Source organism: Plebeiibacterium sediminum (assembly GCF_026013605.1).
Lineage (GTDB): Bacteria > Bacteroidota > Bacteroidia > Bacteroidales > Marinilabiliaceae > Saccharicrinis > Saccharicrinis sediminus.
The window spans coordinates 169,708-189,385 of record NZ_JAPDPJ010000002.1 but is presented as its reverse complement, the minus strand read 5'-3'; the positions used below and the strand labels follow the sequence as shown (position 1 = coordinate 189,385).

Here is a 19,678-nt window from a genome sequence, read left to right as displayed (position 1 = left end):
CTATATTAACCCCAGCGGGGTTACATGTTTATAGCAAAGTGATTAGGAAATACAACGACTCCATCGGAGTCGAACCTAAGTCAGTCTATGTTTGATTGTGTGACTCCTCCGGAGTCCATTTCTTTAATATTGAACCATGCTATAAACATGTGATGCCTCTGGCATCAATTATTTTACATATGGAGCTAATGAGCATCCCGTTTTCAGACTTACACCCAGATATTCACCATCCACCGTTAGGGAAGGAGGGTGTTGCAAGCACCAAAGCTATTTTTTATAGGCACTGCCACCTACTAAAATAGATTTTGGGTTATATTAAATCAGGCTGACGGCCTGAAATATCACAGCTTGGGGTATCACCCCAAGTATATTCACGTCAACTACGCTCAGGCTGACGGCCTGAAACATTAATACCGTACTTGTAACTTCTATATGATCGACATTCTGTCTTTCTTTTCAATAATTTAAGCGTACAAAAGTGGTCAACAGGAGTAAATATTTGTATATATCTATTCCATACATCTCCTTGAATTTCTCTGTTATAATTGTGCAACATACGTTGAATCATTAGCAACATCTGTTCTAATGATGAATGGTGAAGAAATCTATTTTTGTTTTGGTTATGATATAAGGCATGAAAGATCTTAGTCTTATGAAATAAGATTGATAAAAAACTTACCTAAAACAAAGAGTTCTCAATAAAAGCGAATACACAAGTTTAATGAGTTAATTATTAACCATGAATAATGATTGTAAAGGCTGCTGTTATAGGTTAAATCTGCAAACGCTATATATACTATTAAAATACATCTTGCTATTGACTAGCAAAATTTTAAACCTTAAAAATCAAATCATGAAAAAAGCAAGCAAATTCATTTTGTTATTAATCTTTGTCATGTCATTAAGTCTTGAAATGATGGCGTGGCCGGGCATGCCATTACCTCGTTTACATGTGAATGGGAGACAATTAAATGATCCTTGTGGTAATAATGTAATTTTACATGGTGTAGCTATTACTCCCAGTCCGTGGTTTAATGGATGCCAATACGGTTTTAGTTCATCCTACTGTACATGGGATAACTATGATGTTGAGGGATGCCTTGACTATAATTTTAGAGTTATGGATAGGCTAACCAATACAGCGGATGGATGGCACCTTAATTATATAAGGTTACATATTGATCCATATTGGACTAATGATCCTGGTGAACCAATACACGAGAACGATATCTCGCGGTTTAATTATAACAGGTTAGTAAAATACACTGATGAGGTTATTATTCCCTTAATGGAACATGCAAAACAAAGAGGGTTGTATGTAATTCTTAGACCTCCGGGTGTTTGTCCGCAAAGGATTTCTCAAAACGATGCCTATTACAACTATTTAGAGACCGTTTGGGATTTCTTGTCATCTCATTCCTATATAAAAAATGCGGATCATGTGATGTTTGAGTTGGCCAACGAACCGGTTAATATTTTAGGTGTAAATGGCAATTGGGGATCGGTGGGAGATGAACATTTCGCCGCTTTAAAAAATTATTTTCAGCCTTTGGTAGATATGATACGAAATAACGGAGCTAATAATATTTGCTGGATTCCAGGTTCCGGATGGCAATCGCATTATCAAGGCTATGTTAATCATCGTATTACAGGCGATAATATTGGATATGCAGTTCATATTTATCCTGCATATTGGGGAGGAGTCAGGAACTACACCGCATTTCAGGCAGCCTGGAATACCAATGTAAAACCCATTGCAGACTTGGCTCCAATAGTTATTACTGAGACAGACTGGGCCCCGGAAGGTTATGATACTTTTGGTACTGCAACAACAGGCACGGCCGGAGGAGATGGTTTTGGTGCTAACTTTAACCATATTACCTATATGTCAGGAAATGTAAGTTGGAATGTTTTAGCACCTGATAACCTTTTAGATCATGGTGATCCTGATGGAGGAACAGCATATAATGGAGACTGGGAGGCTTGTGCTGCACCAGTTAAACATTGGTTTGCCGGTTTTGCACAGGAAAATGTTCCTTCATCCTGCAGTTCAACACCACCATCTGATGATGATTTTTATACCATGACCAACAGATTAACCAATAAATGTATTCAGCTCCAAGATGGAAGCTATTCAAATTATGCCAATATTATTCAAGCTGATTGTAACAGTAGTTATTGGAGTCAGCAGTGGACGTTAAGTAACATAGGTGATGGTTACTTCCTGATTAAAAGTAAAAAGAGCGGCAAATGTATGCGTGCTGTGGATGGCAATATTGTTCAATACGATTGTGAAGAAGGTTACTGGTCTGAAATGTTCTCAAGAGAAGCGACCAGCGATGGTTATTACATTTACATCAACCGTTCAACCAACCAGTGTTTACGGGTAGAGAATAGCTCAAGTGCAACAGGAGCAAGTATTGTTTTAGATGATTGTAATGCAAATTACTCAAGTCAGCAGTTTATAAGAAATAGTTTAAAATCTGCTACAGTTGCATCAGAAGATTTAGCAGAAAATGAAGATGCATTTCCAACAGATGTATATGCTGTTTATCCTACTTCCTCAAGTGGGTTACTTAATGTTAACTTACCAGACGATTATAATCAACAAGCTGTAGTATCTATTTATTCTACTTCTGGCTCAATGGTTATGAAAGTTAAACTTACAGAAAGTGTGCTTGATATTTCAAGTTTAACAAAAGGCTTATACCTTGTTTTAATACAGGATGGCGGAAAAACTTATACGCATAAAATAGTGAAGAAATAATTCTCTTTCATAGTATTTTATATTCTAAAAACCTGAAGTTGACAATAGGGTAACTTCAGGTTTTTTGCGTTTATTGATAGAGGTATCTGCTCTTTATAGGTATTGAAATGAAATTTTTGTAAGAATACTGTATACGATATGTGATTTCAACAGGTAAATAATGGAAGATACATAGTGTGAGTTTAATATAGAATAGGTAATTTAATATTTACGTATTTTATAATAACAAACATCATGGATGTAAAAACACTTATTTTACTCTTTTCATTAGCCAGTTGGTTTACTTTTTTGTTTTTGTTGTATTACGAAATCACGAGTCCAAAGAAGAACCGAATCATTCAATTATATGCCATTGGTAAATTATTTTTAGGCTTTGTCTGGTTACTTCCAATTATTGGTCGTTTTATTCCCTATTATGTATCTGTTACAATAGGAAATACTTTGTTAGCCTGGGGCTGTGGACTGGAAGTTTTTAGTATGGCATACATTAATGCAAAAAAGCCCATTAATTATAGACGAATATCCATCTTTGGTTTCATTAGTTTATTCATATTCTTAATCATAAATACGCAACCCGATAATATTAGAGTTGGTGTAGCATCTTTTGTAATTGGAGTGATTTTTACTTTGGGGTTTATATGGATTTTAAAGCAGCATAATACCAGCAAGAGGAGATATCTGGCCTTTAGTATATACTTATTTCTTGCCATCATAAATTTTATCAGAGGTTTTACGGCCATATTAGTGGATACAAAAATGTCCCTGACTTCCAAAGGTCTTATTCAGGATGTGGCATTTGCATCATTCTTTTTACTAACCTTGAGTACTATTATATTTTTCTTATTATTAAAAGAAAAGGATGATAAAAAGATTTTGAGTGATGCAAAAGTTTTGGCCAATACCAATGAGTTATTAAAGGCTTCCAATGCCACTAAGGATAAGTTGTTTTCTATTATTGCTCATGATTTACGTGGAGCAATGGGAACTTCAGCACAGCTAACCGATTTATTATTTCATCAGCATAAAGAATTTTCGGAGCAGGAGCGAAATCAATTTCTTGAGCAATTAGTAAACAGTTCTAATAAAAATTTTGAGTTATTGGAAAACCTTCTTAACTGGTCAAGGAGTCAGCTTAAAGCTATTACGGTTGAAGCCACAATATTTAGTATGAATGAATTATTAAAAGAAATATTGAGCCAGGTGGAATCCATGTTTCAGACAAAAACAATTCATATAGAGAATAAAATTAATAGCGATTGGTTTGTAAAGGCTGATTACGAGATGATAAAAGTGGTTGTGCGCAATATTATAACCAATGCCATAAAATTTTCGCCTTGTAATAGTAAAATAACCATAGAAGGCCAAGAAGATTCTTTCAAATACCATATCCGTTTTATAGATCAGGGAGTGGGTATACAAGCAGACGTTCTAAAGGAGCTGCTAACTCCCGAATTTCTTCACTCAACACCTGGTACCGCCAATGAAAAGGGGTCAGGCATTGGCCTCAAACTTACCAAAGATTTTATTGAAAAAAATGGTGGTACCATCTCTATTTCAAGTAAAGTAAATGAAGGTTCCGTGTTTGAAATAAGCTTGCCTAAGGGATAAGAAAATAACTGAATATTTTTATACGCAATGTATTTACGTTTAAATGAAATTGCACTTATTGGATACTCTGTAAAGAATCAATTATAAAATATGGAACTATGGCAGTACACAATTGGTAATTTGTGGATGCGCACATTTGTTCATCTGGTAATTCGTTTGTATCATTTAAATCAAACTCTTCTACTTTTAAGGAGGAGTCTCTGAGGCACAAAGAGGACGTGGTTTTATCCGATTAATAGTATACAGTTCATAGCACTCAGCCGGCAGTTCATAGTTTACAATTTAACAGCAAAACAAATTTTTTTTTTGTTCTGATTTAAATATTGAACATAGTCTATAAAAAAAGCTATCTCCAGATCGGAAATAGCTTTTTAGACTTATATTTTTAAATGATTTACAAAGAAATAATCACTTTTTTAAGTTTTTCTTGTATATCAAGAGCAATAGATCCAAGTTCTGAGTTTTCAACGGCTTGCATGGATGCAATAGGATCAACTGCTGCAACTTCTATTTTATTTTCACCAACTTCCTGAACAATCACATTACAAGGAAGCATGGTTCCGATTTTATCTTCTTTTTGTAAAGCCTGATATGCATAGCCGGGATTACAAGCTCCCAGTATTTTATATTTTTTAAAATCAACATCCAGCTTTTCTTTAAGTTTATCCTGAATATCAATTTCAGAAATTACTCCAAAACCTTCTGTTTTTAATGCTTCCTTAACGTAGTCAATGGCTTTATCATATTCCATTGAAATAATTGTATTTATGTAGTATGACATGGTTAATGTTTTAAAAGATTAATCTAAATATATTAATAATATTCAAATATCTAACAAACTAGATATGAATTTGTTTTAAAACATTTATTGGCCGTAGACCTGCTTGTTAAGGATACTGTAGGGTCAGGTTTATAAGAAAGATATTTATCTGTTTTTGTTGCGATGACCATTGCCTTTTTTAGGACCTTTACCTCTGTTGTTTTTATTCATCTTTTTTGAATTGTTTTTCAATTGATGAAATTCAGGAGAACCTGGTTTTATTCCTAATTCTTTAGCAATATTTCCCCATCCATGTTCTTTATGTGATTTATAAACATTGATTACTCTGTCTATTGGTGTTTTTGATATTTTAGAAATTTCTAAAGCTACATATATATCGCCCGGACTCATACTTAAAGAGCCATGCATAAACTCAATCTTCTTTTCTGAGATATCGTAACTAATGCTTAAATCTGTCTTAAAGGCTCCAAAATCCAGATTTGCTCTGGCATTAATCTCATTTAAATCTGTATCTAATTGAATATCGCCTGTTTTAAATGATTTTTGAGCTGAGCTAAAAAGCGAAATTAAAGAGAATGCTACAATAAATAAATACTTCATGTGGTGTGTTTTTAATGTTAATTGTATTGTGTGTAATTAAGGATGCAAATTTAATGATATAACACTCTAAACGAAATATTAGTTACGCTCAAAGCTCATGTTGTAATGGAATCCAATACCAATTGCAATAAAAGGTAAGCGTTTATTGTATTGTATTTAGATGGAATTTAAATAGAGCGTATTAACAACTCGTTAAGAAGTAGCGTAAAGTAATTGTTTTATTTTTAAAGGTATTTTAAAATAAACCCTGACAAAATATAATACGATGCTTAAAAAAATCAGAATAGGATTAGCAACCCTGATCTTTTCCTTAATTACTTTATTATTTCTTGATTTTACCGGAACCATTCATCATTGGTTTGGATGGCTGGCTAAAATTCAATTTATTCCTGCAATATTAGGCTTACATGTAGGTCTCGTTGTAATACTGGTTCTGTTAACCCTTGCCTTCGGAAGGATTTATTGTTCTGTTATTTGCCCTTTGGGCGTTTGGCAGGATATTGTTTCGTGGTTTGCAGGGAAGCGTAAAAAACGCCGTTTTAATTATTCTGCAGCACTGAACTGGTTGCGATATACTTTTCTGGCTGTTTTTATAGTTGCATTACTGGCAGGAATAAGTGCTGTGGTTTCTGTTCTTGATCCCTACGGTGCCTATGGGAGGATTGCTTCTAATATGTTTTCACCATTGTACCAATGGGGCAATAACCTGATTGCTTATTTTGCTGCCAGAGTTGATAGTTATACTTTTTATGGTGTTGATGTGTGGATAAAGAGTATTCCTGCATTTTTGGTTGCAGTTGTGATGTTTTTATTGACTGGGGTTTTAGCCTGGAAAAATGGAAGAACATATTGTAATACAGTTTGTCCGGTGGGAACGGTATTGGGTTTTATCTCCAGATACTCGTATCTGAAACCCGTTTTTAATACAGAAAAGTGTAATGGATGTAATTTGTGTGCCAGAAATTGTAAAGCATCTTGCATTGATACCAAAAATCAAACCATTGATTATAGTCGCTGTGTTACTTGTATGGATTGTATTGAGTCCTGTAACCGGGATGCAATGACCTATCGTTCGGCTTCAAAAGTAAAACAGGAGAAAAAGGAGTATTTATTGGCTTCATCTGCTAGTCAGGAGGAGGGCTCTAATACGCGTCGTAGCTTTTTAACCATTGCCACAGCATTGGCTCTTTCTCCGGTATTAAAAGCTCAGGAAAAAGTAGTAGAAGGAGGAGTAGCTGTTATCAAAGATAAAAAGATTCCAAATCGAACAACTCCAATAACTCCTCCGGGGTCGGGGAGTTCCAAACATTTTACACAGCATTGTACATCTTGTAGTCTTTGTGTTTCAGCTTGTCCAAATGGTGTATTGCGACCATCATCTGATTTAAAAACTTTTATGCAACCGGTGATGACATACGAACGAGGTTTCTGTCGTCCGGAATGTACAAGCTGTTCCGAGGTTTGTCCTACTGGAGCCATTAATTTAATTACAAAAGAAGACAAGTCGTCAACCCAAATTGGATATGCCGTTTGGATTAAAGATAATTGCGTGGTATTAACTGATGATGTGGATTGTGGTAATTGTGCAGATCATTGTCCAACCGGAGCCATTGAAATGATACCTTCTGATGCAAACAATGAAAAGTCCCGCAAGATTCCTGCAGTGAATACAGAACGTTGCATTGGATGTGGTGCTTGTGAATATTTATGTCCTTCGCGCCCATTAAGTGCCATTTATGTTGAAGGAACTGAGAGACACAGAAATATTTAATCCCAAGAAATTTAGAAGATGCAAAAGAAAAATAATAATATAAACAGAAAACAATTTTTTAAAGTTCTGGGAGGAGTTGCTGCAACTTCAACGGCGTTTGTTTATGGCTGTAAACCTAAAAATAGCAGTGTAATAGCCTCAGGTACAGCAAGCCTTTCAAATATTGATCCTCAAAAAATGGAGTATCGTACCAATCCTTATTCAGGCGATAAAGTCTCCTTATTGGGATATGGATGTATGCGACTACCCATGAAAAAAATCAGTGAAACAGAGGAGGAAATTGACCAGGATGCCTGGAATGATTTGGTGGATGAGGCCATGGAATATGGTGTGAATTATTACGATACTTCACCTGTGTATGGCAGAGGTTTGTCTGAAAAAACAACGGGTATTGCCTTAAAACGTCATCCTCGCGATTCTTATTATATAGCAACAAAGCTGTCTAATTTCCGTCCGGATACACAAACTCGAGAAGAGTCGATTAAAATGTATCACAACTCCTTTAAAGAGCTTCAGGTTGATTACATAGATTATTACCTGTTGCATGCAGTAGGTTTGGGTGGAATGAAGAATTTTAAGGCCAGGTATATTGATAATGGCATGATTGACTATCTGCTTAAAGAAAAGGAGGCAGGAAGAATTCGTAATCTGGGCTGGTCGTTTCATGGTGATGTGGAGGTGTTTGATTACCTGTTGGCAATGGATATTCAATGGGATTTTGTTCAGATACAAATGAATTACGTGGACTGGCTTCATGCTACAGGAGCCAATGTGAACGGGGAATATTTGTTTAGTGAACTAGTAAAGCATAAAACACCGGCTGTTATTATGGAGCCGCTTTTGGGTGGCAGACTGGCCAAGCTACCAAACTTTTTAATGGGTAAATTAAAACAACAGCGACCTGAAGCAAGTGTGGCCTCGTGGGCATTCAGGTATGCCGGTACACCACCGGAAGTGCTGACTGTACTGAGCGGCATGACCTATAAAGAGCATTTAGTGGATAATTTGGATACCTATTCGCCATTAGAACCAATAACCGATCAGGAACAAACACTATTGGATGAAATTACTGAGCTGATTTTACAATATCCTTTAATTTCCTGTACCGAGTGCAGGTATTGTATGCCTTGTCCTTATGGTATAGATATTCCGGCAGTTTTTGCTCATTATAATAAATGTATAAACGAAGGAAATTTTCCAAAGAGTTTGCAGGACGATAATTATACGGAGGCTCGTAAAGCATTTTTGGTGGGCTATGATCGTAGTGTACCTAAGTTACGTCAGGCGAATCATTGTATAGGATGCGGAAAATGCATACCTCTTTGTCCGCAACGCATTCAAATACCAGAGGAGATGACCCGTATTGATCGTTTTGTAGAGCAGTTAAAACAAGGGACAGAAATAGGGTAGAGGTATAAGAACTTATAATCGAAGGTTATTACATAAATGATATGAAGAGAACGATAAGATGATCTATCGTTCTTTTTTTTGTATCAGAAATTTTATAAATATTGATTGGATAATAATTATACCAAATCACCAACAGTAGCTTGTGTTAGATCTATTAAATGTGATGGATTTATTTCAACCTGCATCCCTCTTACTCCCGCACTTATATATATGGTTTCAAAATCAGTTGCGCTGAAGTGTACAAAAGTAGGGAACGGTTTTTTCATGCCTACAGGAGAACAACCACCTCGAATATAACCAGTAATATTGAGTATGCTTTTCATAGGAATCATAACACATTTTTTATTACCGCTTACAGCAGCAAGCTTTTTTAAATCCACCTCCTCAGCTCCGGGAATACATGCCACAATATATCCTGTTTTATCACCCTCTAGTACTAAGGTTTTAAATACTTTAGCAATATCCTGACCTAAACTATCTGCAACATGAATGGCGGATAAATCTTTTTCATCAACCTGATAAGTTATGGCATTGTATTTTATTTTGTTGCGGTCTAAAATCCGCATGGCATTGGTTTTTTTCATCCGATTTTGTGTGATAAATCTTTGTTGGCAGCAAAAATAAACACAAAATGGATAAAGAACGAAATGATATACTTGTTAAATTGAGATAAAAAAGAAAAAGAGTTACACTCGGAAGTGCAACTCCGGATATAAAAATCGAGAAATATAACAGAGACGAAATAGTATGTATATTTTTATATTACATACTAGATTTTCCTGCTGATCAAATAGTTTTTAATGCTTTTAGTTTTGTGATTATTCTGGATTAAATAGTTGTAGATAATGGTCTTTTCAATGGAATCCGTACTTATTGAAAAATAGGTTTCCAGCCAGTAGTTAAATGATTTATCAGAGTAGTTTGACAGGCGTGCCAATTCAATGGTGGAGGAGAGGTAAGCTATCGGATTATTCATCTTGAATTCAGAAGTGATAAGATTAAAATGCGATGAGGTTACTTTTTCTTCTTTTATTATAAAGCTGGTTAGCTTAATTAAATTTTCATCCATATTGTTTTGTAACATTAACTTTTGAGTATTGCTTTTAATGAAGGAAGTAATATTACCATTTACAAGTTTGTATAAATCATAGCACGTTTTAACAGCACCTCTTATACAATCGTATGAAGCATCAACCACTGTAGCTCCGGAAATGGCGTCCACAGCATAATATTGATTTTCAGATTCTGCAGGGGTATATTCATCTAATTTATAGAATTGAATACCGGCATGAGGATTAATTAATAACTGATGTAATCGCTCGTAATCTTTATCACAAAATTTACTGTTATCGATCTTTGTTAAGTCTGATCCATCAGGTATACCTACCTTAATAAAGTTACCCCAAATGTCCCAAAAAATCCGAATATTTATGCCTCTGTTAGCTTTGGCATTACCCTTGTTGCATTTGTAATCTGAAAAATAATACTCAGGAATTCCTGTATTGTCATAAGAGGCAAATAGTTTTCCAGAAAAAGAAGTATCATTCATTGCAACCTCTTTAATCGTATTTTCTGATGTTGCTTGCATCGAAACAAGCAAAGCTATTGCTATATACAAATATTTTATCTTCATAAGTTTGTTTTATTATTGTCATTTTTCTTTAACCTGCTGACTCGCATTCGCTGTCGTAAGATTGTATCTTGTGACTTATCTCTTAATTCATTATTTCCAGCCCACGATAAAATCAGTCACAAGCAAAAAGTTTTGAATAAAGGTCCAAGTTGCAAACTTGAACCAGTACAAGTACACTATGCCCTTTGCCCTCAGCTCTCAACTCGCTTTCGCCCATTCGCTGTCGTAAGATTGTATCTTGTGACTAATCACTTAAATCATTATTTCCAGACACACTTAAATCAATCACAAGCAAAAGGTTTTATATTAAGGTCCAAGTTGTAAACTTGAACCAGCATAAGTACACTACGCCCTTTTCTCTCTCTCTCATCGCTGTGGCAAGATTGTATCTTGTGCCCCATCACTTAAATAATAATTTCCAGACCACGATAAAATCATTCACAAGCAAAAGGTTTTAAATAAAGGTCCAATTTGCAAACTTGAACCAGCACAAGTACACTACGCCCTTTGCTTTCTGCCCTCAGCCCTTTGCTCTCTGCTCAAAGCATATTCTACTGACCATCTATTTGTGTTTGCTGGTTTTTACATTAATATTGAATCCAAAACAGAAGTTATTCCAATCAAATTTTGTGTTGTTTAAATACTCTTTTCCAGGAATAATTTGACCTCCATTGGATACAAAAAGCTGAAAATTGTGTGTTCTGCTTTTGAAAATGGCTCCTAACGAGATAATAGGACTTGGCTGTTCCGGATCTGCTTCTGAAGCTGAAGCAATTCCTAATGGTAAATCAACAGAAGCAAACAATGCTTTTTTTCGACTTAATTTGATGGCAAAAGACGGATTTAAAGACATATAAGTTGAAAAATACCCTTCTGGAACCATGTTAAAATGTGAAAAAGTACTGTTAACCATCAATTCGCACAGATGATTTAGCTGGCGGGTTAAACTAAATTGAGTTGTATAAAAGCACCTGTTAATGAAATAATAATTCTCACCAAAGTATCTTTTATTTCGGCCATCAATAGCAATGCTAAACGATAGGGACATACCTACAGGATTTATTCCTTCAATATCCTGTTGTACGATGCTGTATCTAAACCCTAGTTCTTGTGTTTTATTTACTTTTTCGGTCAGAAAAAATGCTGAGAATTTATCGCTAAATCCATGTTCTATACCCATCTGAATATTTGCAGTGCCATAAATTCCAAACATATCCTCAAAACCATTTTGATTAAGAGAAGAAAAATAATGAACAACATAAATCTGGTTCTGTCCTTTAAAAGGTAAAGTGGTGGTTGGATGATTTAATAACCGACCATCCCAAATATAATCCGTTTTGGTAGTTTGAGCTTTTGTATTTAAGGAAGCTACAATAAGGAATACGAATAAACTAATCCCTTGAATCCATTTGGTTGCGTTTGTTTGAATTGCTTGTTTATCTGTCATATAACCATTTTTTAATTGTCAGAAGCACCCTGGTTAATCCATAGAATTATTTTTTGTAGTTCAGCATTGGTTACAGCACCTTCAAAGGGATGCTTGTCATTTAATTTCTGAATTAAAGAACTATTTGTAGCATTACCTGTGCTTATAAAATTTCCTGATATCAATGATTCATATGCATGGGCTGATGATAAGTTTGGATAAGCAATCACTCCATCGTGACAAGAAACACATGAACTTTTAAAAACAGGTGCAATCTCTTCCGAAAAGGAAATCGTAGTATTTACATCCACTTCCTCTTCAATAATTACATCATAATAGCAGCTACTAAAAGAAAAAGCAATTAGACAAATCAAAATGCTATTATATATCTGCTTAGTTAATTTGTTATTAGTAGGCATGATCGTTTATTTTTTAGTTATCAAGAGCTCCCTCTTCAATCCACTCCATTACCAATTGGATATCTTCATCGGAGGCAGAACTGCTGGCTGCATGATTAAAGTTGATATCTTCATTTAATACATGAATCAGATAACTAAACTCTGCAGAACCAGCATATACTCTTACCATTTCAGGTCGTTTATAAGAAGTGATACCAACCAGATTTTCGTAACTGTATCCCTGGGTAAGATTTAGGTCTGCAGCTATATCTCCGGCAGAGCTTCCATGGCATACCACACAATTATTTAATACCTGTTTTTGAACACGATTAAAAGTGATTAATTGAATGGCATCAGTTTTTTCCATGGTGTCGCTATATATGCTAAGATGGTTGAGTGCAGAAAGACTAACTTTATAAATCCCATTTTCAGTAATATAAACCTGAGCTGTATAATCACCTTCTTCCACATCAGAAATTGAGATTTGGAAAGGTTCATTACTTTCCGGTTGATTGATTGCTTTGCTTACCATTGGATTTCGACTACTTTCTTCTGTAAATAGACCAACTCTTATTTGTTGGTTTTCAGGCCAAAATTCCGGATCAGTAAAGGATAATTCAACATTTACATTCCAGGTATTGGCAACATCAGGCTCATAGGGATGGGTGCAGGCTACTAATAGCAAAGCAGTGATACCGTATATTATTCTATTGATGTACATAGTTTGTCTGTTTAAAAAGCAAATTGAAGTTGTAAACAAACCTGATGCTCTGTCATACTATTGTCATCATCGTTGGCCAGGGCAGTGGATTCATGACCTGCTTTGCCCAAATGCTGATACATACATTGTAGTTTCAAATTATGACCAGCTAAAAAGTAATTGAAACCAACAGCAGGCATATATAAATAGCCCGGATCATCAATAGAGTTTCTGTCCATAATATCAAAACGTGCTGCAGCCTGAATTTTTGGAGACAAAAAGTAACCTGCCTGTGCATAAGCACCCCAGAAAGTATAAACAGGAGATGTTTGCTGACGTTCAACAAAGTCCATGCTCAACATATATGCTTCTGCAGAAACATACCATTTCCCACTTAGCATGGCAAATTCAGCTCCGGCCCGCATATCATTACTACTTTCGTAATTTGCTTCCACGTTGTAAGAACCCGAAATCCCGAAAAGCATATAATTTTCATTTAGTTTATAGGGATTGCCCTGATAAGTTGGCATCTCACCAAATGGCATATAAACCAAACGTCCGGCATATAAAAGAGCAGGCATACCATTGTCATCACTTAGGGAGTTGGTAGCCGTATTTACAGTAATACCAGTACCATTAAAAATTCCCAGTTGATATCCGAATTTCTGATCCAGTATACCGTGCATTTGCACGCCAATATCAAAGCCTGAAGCAATAACCGGATTTACAGCATTAATATCAAAGGGTACATTAACTCTGGTATTTAAAGAAGAGGGTAGAAGTGGGAATAATGTTTGACCGTTTTTAACCAGGTAAGCCTGATTAAATGGTGTTTTAAATTTCCCAATTCTAAAACGTAATTCATCGCTGGTGTTAATGTCAAACCAGGCTTGATTTAGTATGGTTGCTCCAGTCCCTGCTGCGTTTAGCGTTACATTAAAAGTGATTTTATTAAAAGCTTTACCAGCAAAACCAATGAGTGCATAGGGGATGGCAAATCCGGAGTTTAACACATTATCCTCTTCAGCTAAGCTCAGGCCTTCATCATCATAATAGTTATAAAGTCCTCGGGTTTGAATTAAAGTGTAAGGTTTAAATAAGAAATCACCTTTAGTGGTTTGCCACGACATCCCGTTTTTATCAGCAATGGATATCAAACCATTATCGATATACTTATTTAATGTAGTATCTGTTTGTGCCTGAATGCCATTAAAAACAAATACCAGTAATATGAGTGTTAGAATATTTTTCATATGATTCCCCCTTTTAAAAACAGTTATATGCACTATTAGATATCTCTTTGACAGCTATACATTCTATTTCGATAAGCCATCCGGGACGGCAAACAGGAGCAAGTACAATAATGTAAGGCAGATGAGCGTATTTCTCTTGTAAATAAGCTTCTACAGTTGCATAATCCGCAACATCCCTCAAATACACAATCATACTGCTGATATCATTCATTTCAGCATTAGCTTCACCTAAGAGGGCACTAATGTTTTGGAAGGTTCTTCTAATCTGACCGTTGATATCACCTACGTGAACAATCTCGCCTCTATTGTCGATACTTGCTGTACCTGAGATAAATATCTGACGACGATCACCATATTCCACAGCAGTTCCTCTTTCAAAGGCAACTCCATATTCATGAGTTGGATTAAGGAATTCCCTTGCCTCAAGAAAACGAATTTGCTCAGGCTTTATTCCACCAATAGCATAGGCATCCAATAATACAGAAACCGACGGAGCGGCATATCGTCCTTCTATTCCTGTACTGGTTATAAAATGGGTGTCTTTAGTCATTTGAAACTGATCAAATACCTCGTTTCGCGCTTTTACCAAGCCAGCATAATTGTTGTCAATATCTCTTACATAAAACCAGGTTCTGATACAGTGTTCTTCAAGAGTCAGGTTATGGCCATCAAGTATTCTTAAATAATCATTAAATATGTTGTTGGTCTGGTTGTATGAACAAGTTTCAGCATCGGTGCTGTGCATTTGTGTAGTGTATATATGCGAATAGCCATTATGGTCAATAACCAGTTTATTTCCTTCCTTTTTTTTATGGAAACTGTTGCTGGATTTATCTTTATAAATGCATGTCCACAACCCTACTTTTTTTCCGTTTAAAGGACTTTGTTGTACAATAGATAACGCACAATCACAGTTAAAGAGATCAGTTTTGTCAAGTTCAACAGATTGGTTTGTAAAATCACTTACGAATAATCGTTGAAATGCAATATGTTCTGACGTGTAATTTTCTTTATTTAAAAATGCGGTTAAAGCATTTCTTATGGCATTTAGTTGTTCTTCTACAGATTCTGATTTGGAAGGAGTAATGAATAAGTTATATTCTTCGGATAGTTTTCCTTCAAATTTTGAAATACTTACTTCCGCCGTTTCTGTTCTAAATTTCTCAAAATTCATTTTCTTCTGCTAATTAGTTTGTTTTATTTTGTAGTGATTCTAGTTTGTCTGTGTTTATAATGAGCGCAAAAACATGATGAGTGTTTCTCGTTCTTCGGAAGACATATTAGCAAAGGCTTGTCGGGATACATCACCTTCGCCACCGTGCCACATAATAGCTTCGGTGAAATCTCGTGCCCTGCCATCATGTAAAAAATGGCTGTGCCCATTTACAACTTCTTGTAAACCTACTCCCCAAAGAGGTGTGGTTCTCCATTCATCTCCGGAAGCGTTAAACTGTGAAAAATCATCACCCAATTCAGGCCCCATATCATGCAATAAATAGTCAGAATAAGGATGAATGGTTTGACCACCCAACCATGGAATATGAGTTCCATCAAGCAGATTCACACCCTCCGGTTGTGTATGAAGTGTAGGAGTATGGCATAAGTGACATTTGGCCTTGTAAAAAAGCTCTTTCCCCGCAATAACAGTGGCATTGGTAACTGCTCTTCGTGCAGGAACGCCTAAACTGTGCAAATAAAAATCTACCGCTGCCATATCTTCGGTGGTGATTTGAATGTCATAGTCGCCATCAACCTGCGACTGACCTTCTGATACTTCGTGAGGGAATCGGCTGTTGGTAACGCCCATATCAGATAAAAATCCCAATTCAACAGTCAGGTCGCTATGTTGGGCTTTATGGCCTGATAATCCAATCGATTTTACATTTCTTTCTGTGACCCAATTGATTTCCCCTGAGATGCCATATTCAGGATATTGAATGCTGGCTAATTGTTTAATTTCATTTTTATCAATGGCTAACATTAAACCCATTCCAACATGACGAAGTGGAGTTCTTACACTAATTTCAAGTTGCTCAGCAGGAATGGAATCTGCATACCAGTCATAAATTTCATAGTGAGGAGTAATTAAGCTATAGGTTTCTCCATCAGGAAAGGTATAATTCTGTTCTGTATAATTGACCCTTAATTTTCCTTCTGGCTCAGATCCGTACACAGCCTGATCGTGTAAAACCCTGCCATATTCTCTGTGGTATTGTCCATTGGGAGTTCTCATAAAGGTTAGAAATGATGAAAAGCCGTATTTTCCGGTTCCTCCATCAGTAAATAAAGTGGATACAGTTCTTCCTGCATCGTTATGACAGCTGGCACAGGAATATCCCGCGTAAACAGGACCTAGTCCTCCGTTTACCAGATTACCATCAGATACTCTGGGATTGTCGTATAGCGCATCACCTTCTAAAAACCAAGAGGCTAAATCGTTTGTAACCCAATTGGCAGGCGTATCATAAGCAGTACTGGATGTTACAAATACTGTTGAATTTCCTGCTGACAATTCTTCCGGATACGCTACTCGTCCTCCGGGTGTGTAAATTATTTCATTTTCTGTTTTCTCACACGAAATCAGTGATACAGAAAATATAATGGATAATAAAAGTAATAGTTTGTTCAATTTGTATGTTTTAGCTGGGTTTAAGTACAAAATCAAACATATGATCTCACAGGTATTGTTGTCTAGTGTGAGATATGTTAAGTGGCATGAAGCAGTGATAAACTAACCAGGCGTTTTGCTTTTATTCGCAATAACGCACTGGTTGTAACGGAAAATATATTTTTAGTCAACAAATAAAGGACGTACATCATCCTCCATAACATCAACAATAGCGTTTACTGCATTTATAGCAGTACTAATTTTTTCCTCATTATCTAAATTGTTTCTGAATGGTTCAGGGATATCTGCAATGGCGGTAATGGCATCATTGATTAATGTTTTTACCTGTGTGTCCAAAGTGGCATTTTGAGCCTTAACAATATCAGAAACAGAAGATTTGCTGGTTCCGCCATCATATCCACCCATGTAAGAATTTTTAATACTATGGATGTTATTCTGAAAATCGGTAAGAGAATTCCAGCTAAACCATGATTCTACCTCTAGAACATCTTTACTGCTATATGGATCCGCAATTTTTGCATTGGCAACTTCATCAGCAATTCCAATAATTCCTAACAGAATTTCGTCAACAGCATCTGTTTGAGATAAATATACACTTCCTGCTTTACCTGCATTTTTAATCACTTCAGCATAAGGAGTATCTATTTCTACTTCAATATTTGTAAGTATTTCGGCCTCAACAGATCCTTCTGTAACTCCTGCCCATGAAGCCCAAAGTGTTATACAATCATCGCGTAATACTTCTGTTACTGCTACCAGATATTCTTTTTCTCTGTCTGTTACATCTCCAGCATTTCTAGGAGCTCCATCGCGAAACAATAAATATTCAATAGTATGGAAACCTCTTAGTACTGCTCCCAGTGCATTTCGTACATAATCTGCAGTAATGGTTTGATTGCTACTTAATACCTGATCCAGCTGATTTTGATCTAAAGGCCATGAATCAATCAAAGGATCCAAACTTTTACTGGCTGCAGGTCCAAATAAAAATGACTCACTACATTCCCAAGGCTTACGGGTTTGTTTCCAGTATTCACAAGCTAAATTAATATCCGTTTGACTATTACTTTCAAGAAAAGCCTCTGTTGCATCCAATAGCAGAATCGATTTATCTTTCATATCAGCATAGGTTGGAACCACGGTATAGTCTACATAATCAGCTAATAATGTTGCGTAATCGTAGCTTTCTGTATCATCAATGTTACTTCCTCCATCATCATCAGAACAAGCGTTAAATAAAATAATGCTCAGCGCAAAAATCCAATATAACTTTTTCATATTTATAGGTTTTATATAATTATTAATAAGTAGTTGTGATTGTTTTAAGTTTTTATTTTTGAAGGAACCAGCCGGTATAAACCAATGCCAATCCAATGGTATTTTCTGAATTGTAGTTGCCCATGGCAATTCTGCGATGGCTGTAATCAGCTTTGAAGGCTACCTGAGGGTTTAAGTAATAATTAAATCCGGCAGTTATAATATCTCTTTTAAATCGGGCATCAGCAAACATGTCGCCAGCAGTATCTTCCATTGAGTTGTAGTATTCATATATCAAAAAAGGAATGATTTTAGATCCTGACTTATTTGTTCTGAAAACATATCCGCATTCAGCACCGTAGGCTAATGCATTTTTTGCAACATTGGTTCTTTGGTATTGAATGTTTTTTGAAACGTTTTTATTGATAGTAGAAATTTCATAAGAGTCACTTAAGTCGCCATAAATAGCATTTGCTCTTACAATTAACTTGGTGTTGTTATATTCTAAATCACCGGAAAAGATGGTTACTCGTCCATCTAAATCCTTCATCTTTTCAGGCTTTTGAGTGTTTCCTGTACTGTTTCCAATATATCCGGATGTGCTTAATCTTAAATTTCGGATAGATTTATTCTCAACCCGATATACAAAAGCAGGATCTGTCATTTTGACGTTTTCAAATATGCCCTGTTTGGCATCCCGAATCCAATAGGCAGAAGAAAAACCGTTAGCATCCAGTCCATTTACCAGGTATAAGGAAGCCTTCCATCTTTTGTAATTGCTATGAAGTGCAATACCTGTTTCGTGCCATGTTAACGGTATTATTGATGTTTCGCTTTCGGGGCGAACTGTACCAAAATACATGATCGATTCATGCTGACGATTTGTAATTCCTACCGGAATAATCATATGACCTATTGTAGCACGTAAATAAGGATTGAAGATTTTGGTCAGATGAAGTTGTTCAAGAACTACTTCTCCTGCTTTTTCAACTTCCATCTCATATTCACCAGCTTCTTCATACTCCAATTCCAGAGCAGAACCAGTTCCTCCATATTCGAATTCGATTTCAGATCCAAGAATCAGATCATCAGAAAATTTGTAATCGAATGTAAATACAATTCGGGGTAAGGTAATTGAAGCTCTTTTTTCAGACTCAGCTCCCGAGGGATTACTATATCGATCGGCACTGTAATCCATTCTTTGAAACAGGATTTCTCCATATCCGCCAAATCTGTATTTTGTAAATTTTTCTTGTCCGTATGCATTAAGTGTATACAGACTAAACATAAAAAAATAGGTAAAAAGTTTAAGATAAGATTTCATCTGTTTATATTTTATTATTTAATGCCAGATAAAACTTGCCAATTGAGTCAACTTCATGTTTGAGAATTTTTTGATTTTGTCGATCTTAAGATTCTCTTGGCTCGTTTCATATGATAACGAT

General features: G+C 35.8%; 16 protein-coding genes. 4 read left to right on the top strand and 12 right to left on the bottom strand.

The annotated features are described in order from the left end of the window. The first annotated feature begins 853 nt into the window (after window positions 1-853). Window positions 854-2,767: an RICIN domain-containing protein gene (locus OM075_RS02610; protein ID WP_301188909.1), complete on the top strand. Its 1,914-nt coding sequence runs from the start codon at window positions 854-856 to the stop codon at window positions 2,765-2,767. 234 nt (window positions 2,768-3,001) lie between these two features. Next, window positions 3,002-4,375 carry a sensor histidine kinase gene (locus OM075_RS02605; RefSeq protein ID WP_301188908.1) on the top strand — a complete coding sequence of 458 codons (1,374 nt, stop codon included), beginning with the start codon at window positions 3,002-3,004 and terminating at the stop codon, window positions 4,373-4,375. 394 nt (window positions 4,376-4,769) lie between these two features. On the opposite strand, the gene OM075_RS02600 is transcribed toward OM075_RS02605, so the two are convergent. Continuing rightward, the gene (locus OM075_RS02600; RefSeq protein ID WP_301188907.1) at window positions 4,770-5,156 is read right to left on the bottom strand and encodes a DUF302 domain-containing protein; all 387 of its coding nucleotides are present in this window, start codon (window positions 5,154-5,156) and stop codon (window positions 4,770-4,772) included. Window positions 5,157-5,300: 144 nt separating this feature from the next. Next, window positions 5,301-5,756 carry a hypothetical protein gene (locus OM075_RS02595; protein ID WP_301188906.1) on the bottom strand — a complete coding sequence of 152 codons (456 nt, stop codon included), beginning with the start codon at window positions 5,754-5,756 and terminating at the stop codon, window positions 5,301-5,303. A 265-nt stretch (window positions 5,757-6,021) separates the two neighbouring features. On the opposite strand from OM075_RS02595, the gene OM075_RS02590 reads away from it, so the two are divergent. Then, window positions 6,022-7,527, top strand: a complete 1,506-nt coding sequence (locus OM075_RS02590; protein WP_301188905.1) for a 4Fe-4S binding protein — start codon at window positions 6,022-6,024, stop codon at window positions 7,525-7,527. A gap of 18 nt (window positions 7,528-7,545) precedes the next feature. Further along, window positions 7,546-8,937 carry an aldo/keto reductase gene (locus OM075_RS02585; RefSeq protein WP_301188904.1) on the top strand — a complete coding sequence of 464 codons (1,392 nt, stop codon included), beginning with the start codon at window positions 7,546-7,548 and terminating at the stop codon, window positions 8,935-8,937. A 116-nt stretch (window positions 8,938-9,053) separates the two neighbouring features. Here OM075_RS02585 and ybaK read toward each other — a convergent pair whose 3' ends face one another. The 10 genes from ybaK to OM075_RS02535 form a co-directional block, all read right to left on the bottom strand. Then, entirely contained in the window at window positions 9,054-9,521 is a 468-nt protein-coding gene (gene ybaK, locus OM075_RS02580) for a Cys-tRNA(Pro) deacylase (protein ID WP_301188903.1), read from the bottom strand. A gap of 185 nt (window positions 9,522-9,706) precedes the next feature. Beyond that, entirely contained in the window at window positions 9,707-10,570 is an 864-nt protein-coding gene (locus OM075_RS02575) for a hypothetical protein (protein WP_301188902.1), read from the bottom strand. A 562-nt stretch (window positions 10,571-11,132) separates the two neighbouring features. Continuing rightward, window positions 11,133-12,017 (bottom strand): DUF5777 family beta-barrel protein, encoded by an 885-nt coding sequence (locus tag OM075_RS02570; RefSeq protein WP_301188901.1) that lies wholly within the window; start codon window positions 12,015-12,017, stop codon window positions 11,133-11,135. A gap of 11 nt (window positions 12,018-12,028) precedes the next feature. Continuing rightward, the gene (locus tag OM075_RS02565) at window positions 12,029-12,415 is read right to left on the bottom strand and encodes a hypothetical protein (RefSeq protein ID WP_301188900.1); all 387 of its coding nucleotides are present in this window, start codon (window positions 12,413-12,415) and stop codon (window positions 12,029-12,031) included. A gap of 13 nt (window positions 12,416-12,428) precedes the next feature. After that, window positions 12,429-13,115 (bottom strand): hypothetical protein, encoded by a 687-nt coding sequence (locus tag OM075_RS02560; protein ID WP_301188899.1) that lies wholly within the window; start codon window positions 13,113-13,115, stop codon window positions 12,429-12,431. Between the two features lie 11 nt (window positions 13,116-13,126). Next, complete coding sequence (locus OM075_RS02555; protein WP_301188898.1) at window positions 13,127-14,347, bottom strand: porin; 1,221 nt, start codon at window positions 14,345-14,347, stop codon at window positions 13,127-13,129. 13 nt (window positions 14,348-14,360) lie between these two features. Further along, a complete protein-coding gene (locus tag OM075_RS02550) occupies window positions 14,361-15,521 on the bottom strand; it encodes a Rid family hydrolase (protein WP_301188897.1) in 1,161 nt (386 codons plus the stop codon). A gap of 54 nt (window positions 15,522-15,575) precedes the next feature. Next, window positions 15,576-16,976 (bottom strand): di-heme oxidoredictase family protein, encoded by a 1,401-nt coding sequence (locus OM075_RS02545; RefSeq protein WP_301188896.1) that lies wholly within the window; start codon window positions 16,974-16,976, stop codon window positions 15,576-15,578. Window positions 16,977-17,138: 162 nt separating this feature from the next. Then, a complete protein-coding gene (locus tag OM075_RS02540) occupies window positions 17,139-18,254 on the bottom strand; it encodes an imelysin family protein (protein ID WP_301188895.1) in 1,116 nt (371 codons plus the stop codon). Between the two features lie 52 nt (window positions 18,255-18,306). Beyond that, a complete protein-coding gene (locus OM075_RS02535) occupies window positions 18,307-19,557 on the bottom strand; it encodes a hypothetical protein (RefSeq protein WP_301188894.1) in 1,251 nt (416 codons plus the stop codon). Window positions 19,558-19,678: the final 121 nt, after the last annotated feature.

Coding starts and splice junctions, on each gene's coding strand:
- OM075_RS02610 (WP_301188909.1), top strand. CDS start 854: ATGAAAAAAGCAAGCAAATTCATTTTGTTATTAATCTTTGTCATGTCA.
- OM075_RS02605 (WP_301188908.1), top strand. CDS start 3,002: ATGGATGTAAAAACACTTATTTTACTCTTTTCATTAGCCAGTTGGTTT.
- OM075_RS02600 (WP_301188907.1), bottom strand. CDS start 5,156: ATGTCATACTACATAAATACAATTATTTCAATGGAATATGATAAAGCC.
- OM075_RS02595 (WP_301188906.1), bottom strand. CDS start 5,756: ATGAAGTATTTATTTATTGTAGCATTCTCTTTAATTTCGCTTTTTAGC.
- OM075_RS02590 (WP_301188905.1), top strand. CDS start 6,022: ATGCTTAAAAAAATCAGAATAGGATTAGCAACCCTGATCTTTTCCTTA.
- OM075_RS02585 (WP_301188904.1), top strand. CDS start 7,546: ATGCAAAAGAAAAATAATAATATAAACAGAAAACAATTTTTTAAAGTT.
- ybaK (WP_301188903.1), bottom strand. CDS start 9,521: ATGAAAAAAACCAATGCCATGCGGATTTTAGACCGCAACAAAATAAAA.
- OM075_RS02575 (WP_301188902.1), bottom strand. CDS start 10,570: ATGAAGATAAAATATTTGTATATAGCAATAGCTTTGCTTGTTTCGATG.
- OM075_RS02570 (WP_301188901.1), bottom strand. CDS start 12,017: ATGACAGATAAACAAGCAATTCAAACAAACGCAACCAAATGGATTCAA.
- OM075_RS02565 (WP_301188900.1), bottom strand. CDS start 12,415: ATGCCTACTAATAACAAATTAACTAAGCAGATATATAATAGCATTTTG.
- OM075_RS02560 (WP_301188899.1), bottom strand. CDS start 13,115: ATGTACATCAATAGAATAATATACGGTATCACTGCTTTGCTATTAGTA.
- OM075_RS02555 (WP_301188898.1), bottom strand. CDS start 14,347: ATGAAAAATATTCTAACACTCATATTACTGGTATTTGTTTTTAATGGC.
- OM075_RS02550 (WP_301188897.1), bottom strand. CDS start 15,521: ATGAATTTTGAGAAATTTAGAACAGAAACGGCGGAAGTAAGTATTTCA.
- OM075_RS02540 (WP_301188895.1), bottom strand. CDS start 18,254: ATGAAAAAGTTATATTGGATTTTTGCGCTGAGCATTATTTTATTTAAC.
- OM075_RS02535 (WP_301188894.1), bottom strand. CDS start 19,557: ATGAAATCTTATCTTAAACTTTTTACCTATTTTTTTATGTTTAGTCTG.